Origin of the sequence: Geothrix rubra (genome assembly GCF_030268065.1) — a bacterium.
Classification (GTDB): domain Bacteria; phylum Acidobacteriota; class Holophagae; order Holophagales; family Holophagaceae; genus Geothrix; species Geothrix rubra.
In genome coordinates this window covers 563088-575330 of sequence record NZ_BSDD01000001.1, presented here as the reverse complement: position 1 = coordinate 575330, position 12243 = coordinate 563088, and the positions used below count along the sequence as shown (strand labels likewise).

The window sequence follows — 12243 nt, the reverse complement described above, 5'->3', positions numbered from 1 at the left end:
TGCGTAGTCCCTTGATGGAAAAGGCCCTGGCCAGCCTCCAGGCCCACCCCACCCTGCGCCCCGGAGACCGGGTCCTGGCAGCCATGTCCGGCGGCGTGGACAGCTCCGTGATGGCGGCGCTCCTGCACCGGACAGGCCATGAGGTCATCGGCCTCTCCATGCAGCTCTTCGACAAGAAGACCGCTGGAGCATCCGATGGGAAATGTTGCACCTTGGATGATTTCCAGGATGCCAGGCGGGTCGCCTTCGAGCTGGGGTTCCCCCACTACGTGATGGACTTCGAGACCCGCTTCCGGGAGACGGTCATCGAGGGGTTCATCCAGGGGTACCTGGATGGGGAAACACCAAGCCCTTGCATTCGCTGCAATCAGCACCTCAAGTTTGCGGCCCTGGTCGAGCGGGCGGACGAGCTCGGCGCCCCCTTCATCGCCACGGGGCACTACGCAGGCATCACCCGGGACGAGGCGGGCTGGCACCTGTGGAAGGCCGGCGACCCGGCGAAGGACCAGAGCTACTTCCTCTTCCACCACACCCAGCGCACCCTGGCCCGCACGCTCTTCCCCCTGGCGGGCCTCACCAAGCCGGAAGTCCGTGCCCTGGGGGCCGAGCTGGGGCTGCACCTGGCCGACAAGGCGGAGAGCCAGGAGATCTGCTTCGTCACCCAGGACCGCTACGACGCCTTCCTGGAGGCCGAGGGTCGGGATCCGGGCGCGGGAGCGGGGGACATCCGCCATGTGGACGGGCGGCTCCTGGGGCGCCACCAGGGCTACTGGCGGTACACCGTGGGCCAGCGCCGGGGACTGGGCGTGGCATTCGCGGAGCCCCTCTATGTGGTCCGGGTGGCCCGGGACACGAACACGGTCTGGGTCGGGGGAGAGGCGGACCTGGCGGGGCGGGAGCTGGTGGCCCGGGAGCTGAGCTGGGTCGGAGCAGCGCCGCGAGGTCCGCTGGCCTGCGGCGCCAAGGTCCGCAGCCGCAGTCCCGAGGCGGAGGCCCTGGTCATCCCCCTGGCGGACGGCCGGGTGAAGGTGGCCTTCGCCGAGCCGCAGCGGGCCCTGGCGCCCGGCCAGGCGGTGGTCTTCTACCGGGACGACGAGGTGCTCGGCGGCGGGTGGATCGACGCGCGTCCCTGAACGCTGTGATCCGTGCCGCGCGCCTTCCCGGCTAGGCTTCCGGAATGCTCGCCTACCGCCTCTGGGTCCAGTCCCATCCCCTCCTCTCCGCCGCCTGCCAGTTCGGGCTGCTGGGCACCCTGGGCGAGCTGATCGCCGCCGGGCTCCGGGCCCGCCGCCCGGCCCTGCCCTGCACCTCCCTGGAGCTCCTCGCCAAGGTCGGCGCCTGGGCCCTGCTGGGCCTCGTCATCAAGGCGGGCTTCGTGGGCATGCGCGGCTTCACCCTCGCCCTCCTGGAGCACCGCATGCTGCCCGCCTTCCTGGGTTCCGGGGTGGGGCTGGCCTTCGCGCTGTCGGCCCTCACGAACCTGTTCTTCGGGCCGCAGATGATGCTGTTCCACCGGCTGGAGGACAACCTCATCCTCCGGCGCCGCGGGTTCGAGGGCATGGCACCGGCGCTCTGGACGCTCCTCTGGTTCTGGGTGCCCGCCCACACCCTCACCTTCAGCCTGCCCGTGGATTTCCAGGTGGGCCTCGCGGCACTCTGGTCCGTGGTCCTCGGCGTCATCCTGGGGACGGCCGCGCGTCGCCGGAGCGCCTGAACCCGCAGCCGCGGAGGAACCATGTCCGAGCCCGCCTTCCAGGACTTCTACCCTGAGAACGTCGCCCACTGCTACGGCTGCGGCCGCCTGAACGCGTCCGGGCACCGGATCCAGACCCGGTGGGAGGGAGAGGAGTCCGTCACCCGGTTCCAGCCACGCCCTGAACACATGGCCATTCCCGGCTTTGTCTACGGTGGGCTCATCGCCTCCCTGGTGGACTGCCATGGCACCGGCACCGCGGCCGCAGCCATGTACCGCCAGGAAGGACGGGCCATGGACAGCCTGCCGGCCTACCGGTTCGTGACGGCCTCCCTGCACGTGGACTACCTCCGGCCCACTCCGCTTGGCGGCGAGCTGGAGATCCGGGGGCGGGTGAAGGAGATCAAGGGCCGCCGTGTGGTCGTGGAGGCCACGGTGTCGGCCGCCGGGCTCACCACGGCCCGCGGCGAGGTGGTGGCCGTGCAGATGCCAGACCATTTCAGCCAGGGGTCCTGACCCTCGGGAGTCCTCCGGGAACCCAGCCAGGTCCCCCCTGCCAACCGCCCGTGGCAACGGACGCCAGGGCTGGAAGGGGGCGGTCCCTGGTTCATTCATTTCGACATCCTTTTCAAGACAACATGTAAACATTTGTATGAAATCAACTTGCATGTCATTCCTTATTTCTGCGATTGTAAAATAAAGATACAATTTGAATCGGGAGTCTGGTGCGGATTTGGTAAGGGACTTAGATTAGATGGATAAGCCCGTGCCTTATTTTTCCACCTGATCGTCTTCAGATCCTCACGGAGGTCGTTGTGAATGGGGTCCGCGCCTGCCTTGTCTCCCTGGCCGCTTCGCTGGTCCTGATCCTGGGATGCGGGGGCGGGAGCAAATCCACGGAGGCCGCGGGGACACCCCCTCCCCCACCCGGAACCTGGGCCTACACGGGAAGCCTGGTCGCCGGACGGGGCTGCCACACCGCGACCCTGCTGCCGAACGGGAAGGTGCTCGTGGCCGGTGGCTACGGGGCCACCCTGAACCTCACCAGTGCCGAGATCTACGACCCCGCCGCGGGCACCTGGACGGCCACGGGAAGCATGGGAACGGGCCGCGGGTACCACACGGCCACCCTGCTCAAGAACGGAACCGTGCTCGTGGTGGGAGGGGGCACCGAACCTGCGGGCCAGGCGAGCGCCGAAATCTACGATCCCTCGAAGGGAACCTGGGCCGCCACGGGCAGTCTGGCCACGGCGCGCATGTTCCACACGGCCACCCTCCTCTCCGATGGACGGGTGCTCGTGGCCGGTGGCAGTGGGGCCTCCGGGTACCTTGCAAGCGCCGAGGTCTACGATCCTGCGACCGGTCTCTGGACTACCACTGGAAGCCTGGGGACGGCTCAGGTCTGCCACACCGCGACCCTGCTGCCCAACGGAACGGTGCTCGTGGTGGGGGCCAGCACAGAGATCTACGACCCGTCCACGGGCCTCTGGAGCCCGACCACGAGCATCGGCGCGCCCCGGGACGACCACTCGGCGACCCTCCTCCCCAACGGCAAGGTGCTGGTCGTCGGCGGGTTCTCGACCACCCATCTCGCGACGGCCGAGCTCTACGACCCGGCCGCGGGGACCTGGACCCCTACCGGGAACTTGAGCGTGGCGCGCAGCGTCCAGACCGCGACGTTGCTCGCGAACGGGAAGGTGCTGGTGACGGGGGGCGGGAATGCCACGGGGGTCCTCGCCAACGCGGAGATCTACGATCCGGGCGCGGGAACCTGGACGACCACGGGCAGTCTCAACCTCCCGCGGATCTACCACACGGCCACGCTGCTCCCCAGCGGGAAGGTGCTGGCGGTCGGACGGCTCGTCACCACAGGGCCTGCCGTCTCCAGCGCGGAGATCATCCAGGTTCCCTAGCCCGCCCGGAGAGGGTGACGCACCCCTGACGCGCGGGGTGCCGTACGGCTGTACGCCCCGCGGAGCCCCGATCCCCGGGGACGAAGAAGCCCCCTTGCGGGGGCTTCGTTGGAGGCGCCGATCGGAATCGAACCGATGAATGGCAGATTTGCAGTCTGCGGCCTTACCACTTGGCTACGGCGCCTTGCTGGACCTGCTTCTGAAACGACCCGGGCCGCTGGTGCGGCCCGGGGTGGTGGAGCGGGTGATGGGATTTGAACCCACGACTTCAACCTTGGCAAGGTTGCACTCTACCACTGAGTTACACCCGCATGAGACTTAGATCCTAGCAATGGGCGCTGGGACGGTCAACGATCTTTTTCGGCGCGGCAGCTCGGGCAGAGGCCGAAGAGCATCAACTGATGACGTGTGATGTGGAACCCCGAGATGCGCTCCATCTCTGCGAGGGAGGCGTCGAGCCCACAGGCGTCCACCTCCGCCATCCGGCCGCAGCGCTCGCACTGGAGGTGGTGATGGTGGTGCCGGGAATTGCAGCGGACGAAGCGCATGACCTGATCCGCCCCGAGGATGCTCTCGGCCCAGCCCTCCTGCACGAAGCGTTCGAGGTTCCGGTAGATGGTCGGGAGCCCGGAGCGCCGATCGGGCATGCGTTCCCAGATCTCCTCGACCGTGAGGGGTCGGTCCGAATCGAGCAGGACCCGCAGGATGCCCTCCCGCTGGGGGGTCTGTCGCATGCCTGCGGCGCGCAGGGAAGGCGAGTGGGGGACCTCGGGGGCTGACATACCCCTAGGATGCCAGATTCGGGCATGCTAGCCCCCTATGCTCCCCCGCACCTCAGGCTCGCCGGAGGCCTCCCAGGCCAGCCAGCCCTTCCTGCCCCTCAGCTTCCGGCTCTTCGCCAGCTTCGGCCTGCTCGTCCTGCACCTGGCCCTCCCCCAGGAAGGCAGGGCCATGGGGCCAGGGGAGAATGTCTACGTCCTGGCCCTGGTCCTGCTTCTGGTCGAAGCGGCCTGGGAGGCCGGCCGCGGGCTCCCGCACCTGGGGCGCGTGTTCCCCACCCCCAGTCTCCCCTGGATCCGCTGGAACCTGGCGCTGGATCTGGTCCTGGTGTCCCTCATCATCGCCTACCAGGGGGTGACGCAGGAGCGGTTCTCCACCCTCTACATCTTCCCGGTGCTGGCTTCGGCGTTCTATGTCGGCACCACGGAGATCGTGTGGGTGGGCGTCCTGTCTTCGTTCACGCACATCCTGGTGGTACTGGGCTTCCTGTTCGACGTCTTTCCGGCTTTCGGCGAGTCGGGCCCCGGCCCGGACCTGGATCCCGGAAGCCTCACCTTCATCCTCGGTCTTGCCTCCATCCAGATCTTCGCCGCCACCCTGGTGGTGGTGCTGATCCGGCGCAACCTGGAGAGCCTCAAGACAGACCTCAGTGCCTCCGAAGCCGCCGTGGGCGAACTCTCCGCCCTCCACCTCCGGGTGGTGGAGTCCATGTCCTCGGGGCTCATCACGCTGGATCTGGAGGACCGGATCACCTCGGCCAACCCCGCGGCGGAGGCCATCCTGGGGCGCGCCATCCCCGCAGGACGGCCCGTCCAGGAGCTCCTGCCCCTCGGAGATCCCCTGCCCATCCAGCGAGGACGGGAGCATCGGTTCGAGTTCTCGATCGAGACCCCCGGCCGGGGTGTGCGGGTGCTGGGCGGCCACCTGGCCTCCCTGCGGGGGGCCGACGGCCAGACCACCGGTCACCTCCTGCTCTTCCAGGATCTCACCGAGCTGAAGGCCCTGGCGGAACGGACCCGCATCAGCGAGCGGCTGGCCACCGTGGGACAGCTGGCTGCGGGCCTGGCCCACGAGCTGCGCAATCCGCTGGCTTCCATCAGCGGGTGTGTGCAGCTGCTTCAGACCTCCGGGCCGGGCCATGACGTGAAGGACCGGGTGCTCGGGATCCTGGAACGCGAGACCCAGCGCGTGAACGGCATCGTCTCCGACTTCCTCGATTTCGCCCGCCCCGGCCAGCCGGCCCCGCAGGTGCTCTGGCTCCCGAAGGTGCTGGAGGAGGCGCGGGGGAGCTGGGAGATGGACCCCCGCGCCCGGGGGATCCCCCTGGCGCCCGCCAGTGCCCCGGAGGTGGCCTTCCACGCGGATCCCCTGGAGGTGCACCGGGTCCTCATGAACCTGCTGAGCAATGCCCGCAAGGCCGTTCGGAACACGCCCGCGCCCCAGGTCCGCCTGGAGGCCCGGCGCGAAGGGGATCGGGCCAGGATCCTCGTGGAGGACAATGGCTGCGGCATGGACCGGATGCAGCTGGAGCGCCTCTTCGTGCCCTTCGCCGGATCCTTCGAAGAGGGCACGGGGCTGGGCATGAGCCTGGTCTACAAGCTGACCCAGGAGATGGGTTGGCAGCTGGAGGTCCAGAGCCACCCCGGAAAGGGGACGACCGTCCAGCTCACCCTGCCGGTTTTTACTCCATCAATCCCCGTGGCGCCGGGGGAGGGAAGGGTCTAAACTTCGGTCAGCTTTCAAGCATCCAAACAGAGGCAATCTCCCTTGCAGGGTCCGCTTGGCTCCTGCCACAGTGGGTCATCCCCTCCGACATCGTGCGGCTTCCTGCCCAGCAGCGAGTCCTGTCCGGTCGAAGGGAACGGCTCGCAAGGCCGATACCTTTGACACGACCTCCGGATCTCCGAACCCCCGCAGGATTCCCATGAACCGCAAGCTCATCCGCCCGAATCTCAGCGAGCTCAAGGACAGGCTCGGCCTCCCCGCCAAGCCTGCCGGCGGTGAGGGGATCACCCCGACGCCCTCGCCGGTCACCGCGGGCGGCGAACCCAATCCGATCACCAATCCTTCCGCGGCCACGGCCCCCCAGGGGCCCGGCAGCCCCCGGCGCCGGATCGCCCCCCCGGAACAGACCAACGCGGAAAGCTTCTACTACCTCAAGCAGATGCAGGCGAAGACTCCGATGGTGATCGTCCTCCAGGACGATGAGAAGGTGCGCGGCGTCATCGAGTGGTACGACAAACACTGCCTCAAGATCAACCGGGTGAAGGAGCCGAACGTCCTCGTCCCCAAGCACAACATCAAGTACATCTACAAGCAGGAAGAGGAGCCTCGGATCCGGCGGACCCGCACGGCCAAGAAGGAAGACGCCCCGGTTCCGGAGGTTGAGATCCCGGTCTACGACTGAGGATCGGCGGCCCTTCCGCCCTTTCCGGAGCGCCCATGGTCCGACGGCCCCGCCTCGCCATCACCCTCGGAGACCCTTGCGGGATCGGTCCTGAGCTGCTGCTCCGTTCCCTGGGAACCCTGGAAGCCTGGGCCGAGGTCGTCGTGCTCGGCGCCCGGGCCGGCGTGGACCTGCTCCTGGAGGTGCCGGGCCGGTCCGTGGACTGGCGCTGGATCGACCCGCCCTTCCCTCCCCCCGCGGGGTTTGAAGGCACCGTGGCTGGCCTGGAGACGCGGCCCCGGGGCGAAGGAAGGGAACCGGGCGGCCGCGCCCTCTGGCTGGATCCGACGCCCGGCATCGCCGCCGCCGATCTGACGCTGGGCGAAGGCTCCCCGGCCTCCGGCACCGCCACGGTGGAGGCCATCCGGGCGGGCGCCCAGGTGGTCCTCTCCGGAGCCGCAGACGCCCTGGTCACGCTGCCCATGGCCAAGGCCGCGGCCCACCTCGCCGGCCACGACATCCCGGGCCACACGGAGTTCCTCCAGGAACTGGCCGGCTCCCCGCTCACGCGGATGGCCTTCGTGAGCCCCAGCCTCTCCGTGGTGCTGCATACGGTCCACCAGAGCCTCCGCTCCGTGGTGGAGAATCTGGATGCCGAGGCGGTGGCCGAGACCCTCGCTTTCACTGCCGACCGGTTCATCGAGCTCACGGGCAAGCGGGACCTGCGGGTGGCGCTCTGCGCGCTCAATCCCCATGCGGGCGAGAACGGGGCCTTTGGCGATGAGGAGGCTCAGCTTCGCGAGGCCATCGCCCTGGCCGAGGCCGCCTTCATGGCCTTCGGGGACCGCGAGGGCGGCCCCTTCCAGGACGTCCCTTCGCCGTTCCGGGGCGCGGACGCGAGGGACCGGGAAACCCTCCCGGCTCTGGAGATGCCCGCCCCAGGGCTGGAGGTGACCTTGCCCGGACCGGGGCTGCATCCGCCCCGCCGGCAGGTGCCCGCCTTCTTCGGACCCCTGCCCTCCGACAGCCTCTTCCACCGGGCCGCCAAGGGCGAATTCGACGTGGTGGTGGCGCTCTATCACGACCAGGGCCTGATTCCCGTGAAGGTCCTCGAGCCGGAGCGGGCCGTCAACCTGACCCTGGGGCTGCCCTTCATCCGGACCAGCCCGGACCACGGCACGGCCTTCGACAAGGCCGGTCGCTGGATCTCCAGCCCCACGAACTTCCAGGAAGCCGCCGCCCTGGCGGTGCGCCTGGCGGGCCGGGCCCATGGGCAGCCTTGGCAGGCGGAGCTGGACCGCTCCGGAGCCTGAGGGATGTTCGCGCTGTTCGGTCCCGGAGCCGCTGCCTGGCCCGCAGGCCACCCCGTTCCCGTCGGGGAGGGGCCGCGAACCGCCCTTCGGGTGGCGGGAGGCCTTCCCCAGCACCTGGCGGCCCACCTCTCCCGCCTGGAGGATGGCGCCGGAGCCCTCGCCCTGCCGGCCCCCTGGATCAGTGGCCTGGCGCCGGCGATCAGGGCCTGGATCGCCGGCGCCGGAATCCCGGGGGACCGGGCGCTCCGGCTCGCCCTCCACGGACCCGAAGGGCTCGTGTCGGCCCGCCTGGAACCGCTGCCTTCGACGCCCTTTCCCTATCGCCTCGCCCCATTGCCCCACCCCATGGGAGACCTCCGCGGCAGTGCCCTGGCCCGCCACAAGGGGCTCTCGGGACCCTGGCGCCAACCGGCCCTGGCCGCGGCCCGGAGCCGAGGGGCCGAGGATGCCCTCCTGCTCTGGCCCGACGGCACCCTGGCCGAGACCACCCTCGCCGCGTTGGGCCTGGAGGTGGAGGGGGCGCTGATCCTCCCGCCCCCCGCCGGGCGGGTGGCCAGCCTCACGGAGACCCTCGAGGTGCCGACCTGGGCCGCAGCCCGGGGCCTGGACCTGCGGAGGGAGGAGATCCGCCTGGACCAGGCGGGCGAAGGCCGCCTCTGGTGCCTCAATGCCGTCCGCGGCTTCTGGCCAGCTATCCTCCTCTGAATCCCCAGCACCCGAGGATCCCTCATGGGCTTCCAGGACCTGATCGCTGCCCTGCTGCTGTCCCTGCCGCCCTGGCTGGGATTCTGGATCTTCCGGTGGAAGGGGCGCGTCGGGCTCAGCTACGGGTACTTCCTCGGGGGCATCCTGGCGGTCCTGGCCCTGCCCTGGCCCAGGCTCTCCGGCCACCCCGTCCCCACGGGCCTCCTGGGGGCCGCCCTCTTCGGCTTCACCCTCTTCCTCCAGGCCCAGCGGGAGGGGGTGCAGGGGATCCGCCGCCTTGCCGTGGGGGTGGGCGGCGCCACCCTGTTCGAGCTCCTGCTCCTCCTGCGGCTGGGCCTGCCCTGGCGGACCATCCCCCGGTTCTGGGCCGGAGCCGCGCTGGAGGCCCTGTTCTGGCTGCTGCTGTCCGACCTGGCCTACCGTTGGACCCGGGGACGCCTGCTGCAGCTGCGCATGCCCCTCGTGGGGGCGGGCGCCCTGGGTCTGGGCGCGCTGGCCCAGGCCGCGCTTCCTCCGGACACGCCCCGTCTGCCCTGGCCCGCCGCCCTCGTCGGCGGCCTGCTCCTGGGACTCGTCGCCCTCCAGCAGCTTCGCTGGCTGGAGGACCAGGGGGCGTGGGTGGAGGGCCGGGGCCAGGGGCTCCGCACGGCCCTGGCCCTCCTGGACCAGCACCGGGAGCCGGAGGCCCCGGGTCTGGCCTTCGGGCTGGACCCCCGCCAGGCCCAGTGGCTGGTGGACGAGAAGGGGCGCGTCCTGGAATCCAATGGCCCCTTCTCCCGCCTGGTGGGTCTCCCCCGGCACCGGCTCCGCGGATACGCCATGGACGCCCTGTTCCAGGGTGGGGAATCGCCCGTCTGGGATGCCCTTCGGACCCAGCTCCTCCAGCGGGGGCATGGCACGGCCTCGGCCACCCAGGTCAGCGATGACGGGGCTTTCCGCGAAGTCCAGCTGGAGGCCACGGCCTTCGACCGGGGCATGGCGCTCCTGTGGATCGCGGATCCGGGGGAAGGCACCCTGAGCCTCCGGCCGGAAGGCGGGTTCCTGCGGCCCCTGGGAGGCGAGGGGGAGCACCGCCAGGCGCTCAATGCCCTGGCCGCCCTCCTCCCGTCTGCTGAACTGGTGCTGGCTGAGGCACCGGCCGGGGAGATCCGCGAAGCCGCGGCACGGGTCCGCGAAGCCGCCCGCCGCCTGGGGCCCGGGGGGCCCCAGGATCCGGCGGAGCCCCTGGATGGGGCCGCGGCCCTGGCCGCCCTGGAACCCCTCTTCAGGACCATGCTCCCCGCGAGCGTCAGGCTCACACTCGAGGTCGCGCCGGTGCAGCTGGCGCTGGGACGGGAGGCCCTCCGCCGGGTTGCGACGCTGCTGCTGCTCCATGCCGCCGAGCGGACCCGGGGGGAGATCCGGCTCGTCCTGGAGCCCGTGGACCTGGGGGGCCGCCCCTGGGCGCTGCTCTCCGCCCGGCCGGCCGGCGAAGGGGGGCGCCTGCCCCGGGAATTGCAGGGCCTGGGTTGGCTGCGGGCGGAGGTTCAGGGGGTTCGCGGCCTCCTGGACCTGGAGCAGGACACGCACGGCGGGTTGCTCCCCAGGGTCTACCTGCCCCAGGCGGCAGCCGCCTCCGCCCTTCCGGAGGGGGCGCTGACGGGTCGCCGGATCTGGGTGGTGGACCGCGATCCCCTCCTCCGCGAGGCCCTCTCCGCCCTCATCCGACGGTGGGGCGGGGAGGCCGTCGCCTTCGAGGACCTGGCGGCCCTGCTCCGCACGAGCCGCGAGGCTGTGGCCCCCGACGCCCTCCTGGTGGAGCGGACCACCCAGCTGGAGCGCTTCCATGGAGCCCTGCGGAAATTCCAGCGGGAACCCATTCCCACCCTGGTGATGGGCGAAGGCCAGGTGCTCCCCCTGGATCCCTCCGGCCTCGGCCTGCGGCGTCTCGGATTCGTGGAGAAGCCCCTGCCCGAGGCGGAACTGCTCCATGCCCTCCTGGCGCTGATGCGGCCCCGGTCGGCTTGAGCGCCCCAGGCCTGTTGTAGGCTTGAACCGAGGAGGCGCGATGTCCACAGTGGCGGTGATCCTGGCAGCGGGGCTTGGCACGCGCATGAAGTCGCGTCTTCCGAAGGTGCTTCACCCCATCCTGGGAGATCCCTCCCTGCTGTGGGTGCTGCGCGCCCTTCCGCCGGGCCTCGAGGCCGCCGTCGTCGTCGTGCATCACGGCAAGGCGGAGGTGCTGGCCGCCCTGGAGGCCTGGCAGGCCCAGGGCCTCGTCCCCTGCCCCGTGACCGCCGTGGACCAGGGGGAACCCCTGGGCACGGGCCATGCGCTGCAGGTCTGCATCCCAGAGCTGGATCGTCTCGCTGCCACGCGGGTGGCCATCCTCTGCGGCGATGTGCCCCTGACCACCCCTGCGACCGTGGCCCGTCTCTGCGCCTCCGAGGCGCTGCTGCTCGCCATGGACCTCGACGAGCCCGGGTCCTACGGGCGGGTGCTGCAGCATGCCGATGGCCGCCTGGCCGGCCTGGTGGAGGCCAAGGACGCCAACGCCGAGCAGCGCGCCGTCCGCCGGGTGAACGGCGGGGCCTACGCCCTCCCGTGGGGGCCGCTGCGCAGGGCGCTCCAGGGCCTCACCAACGACAACGCCCAGAAGGAGTTCTACCTCACGGACGCCGTCGCCGCCGTGGCCAGGGAATTAGCTGTGGCTGTGCAGGTCTGCGATCCCGAGGAACTGGCCGGCATGAATTCGCGGATGGACCAGTCGGCCCTCCAGTCCGCTGCCCAGCGCCGGATCAACGCCGCCTGGATGGCCGAAGGCGTGACCTTCCTCCAGGTCGACAGCACGCTGGTGGGCCCCCGCGTGGCCCTTGGCCGGGACGTGATCCTGGAACCCTCCGTCCGGCTGGAAGGCGACGTGGTGATCGGCGAGGGCGGCCGGGTGGGACAGGGAAGCGTGATCCTCGACTCCCGCATCGAGGTCGGGGTCCAGATCCGGCCCTACTGTGTGGTGGAGCAGGCCGTCGTCGGCGCCGGATCCAAGGTCGGTCCCTTCTCCCGGCTCCGGGAGGGGACGGACCTCGGACCGGAGGTGCACGTCGGCAACTTCGTGGAGACCAAGAAGGCCCGGCTGCAGCGGGGCGCCAAGGCCAACCACCTCGCGTATCTCGGCGACACGGAGATCGGCGAGGGGACGAACATCGGCGCCGGCGTCATCACCTGCAACTACGATGGCGTGAACAAGCACCGCACCCTCATCGGCCGGAACGTGTTCGTCGGATCCGACACCCAGCTGGTCGCTCCGCTGGCCATCGGCGACGGGGCCCTCATCGGCGCCGGGAGCACCATCACGAAGGACGTGCCGGCCGACGCCCTGGCCCTGAGCCGCGTGCCCCAGACCTCCCGCGAGGGAGGAGCCTCCCTGGTCCGCGCCCGGCAGAAGAAGGCGACTCGGTTAAGCTAGTCTTTTGG

General features: G+C 70.4%; 11 protein-coding genes and 2 tRNA genes. 10 read left to right on the top strand and 3 right to left on the bottom strand.

Features of this window, described 5'->3' with window-relative positions:
* Window positions 1-14: 14 nt before the first annotated feature.
* The 4 genes from mnmA to QSJ33_RS02540 all read left to right on the top strand — a co-directional run bounded on the left by mnmA (window position 15) and on the right by QSJ33_RS02540 (window position 3606).
* Window positions 15-1133, top strand: coding sequence for a tRNA 2-thiouridine(34) synthase MnmA (gene mnmA, locus QSJ33_RS02555; RefSeq protein ID WP_420801373.1), 1119 nt, complete (start codon window positions 15-17; stop codon window positions 1131-1133).
* A gap of 44 nt (window positions 1134-1177) precedes the next feature.
* Entirely contained in the window at window positions 1178-1714 is a 537-nt protein-coding gene (locus QSJ33_RS02550) for a hypothetical protein (protein ID WP_285722667.1), read from the top strand.
* Between the two features lie 21 nt (window positions 1715-1735).
* Entirely contained in the window at window positions 1736-2209 is a 474-nt protein-coding gene (locus QSJ33_RS02545; protein WP_285722665.1) for a PaaI family thioesterase, read from the top strand.
* A 299-nt stretch (window positions 2210-2508) separates the two neighbouring features.
* Complete coding sequence (locus QSJ33_RS02540) at window positions 2509-3606, top strand: Kelch repeat-containing protein (RefSeq protein ID WP_285722663.1); 1098 nt, start codon at window positions 2509-2511, stop codon at window positions 3604-3606.
* Window positions 3607-3715: 109 nt separating this feature from the next.
* On the opposite strand, the gene QSJ33_RS02535 is transcribed toward QSJ33_RS02540, so the two are convergent.
* The 3 genes from QSJ33_RS02535 to QSJ33_RS02525 form a co-directional block, all read right to left on the bottom strand.
* Window positions 3716-3790 (bottom strand) — tRNA-Cys (locus QSJ33_RS02535).
* A gap of 52 nt (window positions 3791-3842) precedes the next feature.
* A tRNA-Gly gene (locus tag QSJ33_RS02530) sits at window positions 3843-3917 on the bottom strand.
* A gap of 36 nt (window positions 3918-3953) precedes the next feature.
* Entirely contained in the window at window positions 3954-4340 is a 387-nt protein-coding gene (locus QSJ33_RS02525) for a Fur family transcriptional regulator (protein ID WP_285722661.1), read from the bottom strand.
* Between the two features lie 85 nt (window positions 4341-4425).
* Here QSJ33_RS02525 and QSJ33_RS02520 point away from each other — a divergent pair, with 85 nt between their 5' ends.
* The 6 genes from QSJ33_RS02520 (at window position 4426) to glmU (ending at window position 12235) form a co-directional block, all read left to right on the top strand.
* Window positions 4426-6111, top strand: coding sequence for a two-component system sensor histidine kinase NtrB (locus QSJ33_RS02520; RefSeq protein ID WP_285722660.1), 1686 nt, complete (start codon window positions 4426-4428; stop codon window positions 6109-6111).
* 199 nt (window positions 6112-6310) lie between these two features.
* Window positions 6311-6793, top strand: coding sequence for an LSm family protein (locus tag QSJ33_RS02515; RefSeq protein WP_285722658.1), 483 nt, complete (start codon window positions 6311-6313; stop codon window positions 6791-6793).
* A gap of 35 nt (window positions 6794-6828) precedes the next feature.
* Entirely contained in the window at window positions 6829-8085 is a 1257-nt protein-coding gene (locus tag QSJ33_RS02510) for a PdxA family dehydrogenase (protein WP_285722656.1), read from the top strand.
* A gap of 3 nt (window positions 8086-8088) precedes the next feature.
* Window positions 8089-8790 (top strand): aminotransferase class IV, encoded by a 702-nt coding sequence (locus QSJ33_RS02505; protein ID WP_285722654.1) that lies wholly within the window; start codon window positions 8089-8091, stop codon window positions 8788-8790.
* A gap of 24 nt (window positions 8791-8814) precedes the next feature.
* Window positions 8815-10797 (top strand): hypothetical protein, encoded by a 1983-nt coding sequence (locus tag QSJ33_RS02500; RefSeq protein WP_285722652.1) that lies wholly within the window; start codon window positions 8815-8817, stop codon window positions 10795-10797.
* A gap of 40 nt (window positions 10798-10837) precedes the next feature.
* Window positions 10838-12235 carry a bifunctional UDP-N-acetylglucosamine diphosphorylase/glucosamine-1-phosphate N-acetyltransferase GlmU gene (gene glmU, locus QSJ33_RS02495; protein WP_285722650.1) on the top strand — a complete coding sequence of 466 codons (1398 nt, stop codon included), beginning with the start codon at window positions 10838-10840 and terminating at the stop codon, window positions 12233-12235.
* The last annotated feature ends 8 nt before the right edge of the window (window positions 12236-12243 follow it).

Excerpts from the sequence above, each read along its gene's own strand:
- mnmA (WP_420801373.1), top strand. The coding sequence starts at position 15 with ATGGAAAAGGCCCTGGCCAGCCTCCAGGCCCACCCCACCCTGCGCCCC.
- QSJ33_RS02550 (WP_285722667.1), top strand. The coding sequence starts at position 1,178 with ATGCTCGCCTACCGCCTCTGGGTCCAGTCCCATCCCCTCCTCTCCGCC.
- QSJ33_RS02545 (WP_285722665.1), top strand. The coding sequence starts at position 1,736 with ATGTCCGAGCCCGCCTTCCAGGACTTCTACCCTGAGAACGTCGCCCAC.
- QSJ33_RS02525 (WP_285722661.1), bottom strand. The coding sequence starts at position 4,340 with ATGCGACAGACCCCCCAGCGGGAGGGCATCCTGCGGGTCCTGCTCGAT.
- QSJ33_RS02520 (WP_285722660.1), top strand. The coding sequence starts at position 4,426 with ATGCTCCCCCGCACCTCAGGCTCGCCGGAGGCCTCCCAGGCCAGCCAG.
- QSJ33_RS02515 (WP_285722658.1), top strand. The coding sequence starts at position 6,311 with ATGAACCGCAAGCTCATCCGCCCGAATCTCAGCGAGCTCAAGGACAGG.
- QSJ33_RS02510 (WP_285722656.1), top strand. The coding sequence starts at position 6,829 with ATGGTCCGACGGCCCCGCCTCGCCATCACCCTCGGAGACCCTTGCGGG.
- QSJ33_RS02505 (WP_285722654.1), top strand. The coding sequence starts at position 8,089 with ATGTTCGCGCTGTTCGGTCCCGGAGCCGCTGCCTGGCCCGCAGGCCAC.
- QSJ33_RS02500 (WP_285722652.1), top strand. The coding sequence starts at position 8,815 with ATGGGCTTCCAGGACCTGATCGCTGCCCTGCTGCTGTCCCTGCCGCCC.
- glmU (WP_285722650.1), top strand. The coding sequence starts at position 10,838 with ATGTCCACAGTGGCGGTGATCCTGGCAGCGGGGCTTGGCACGCGCATG.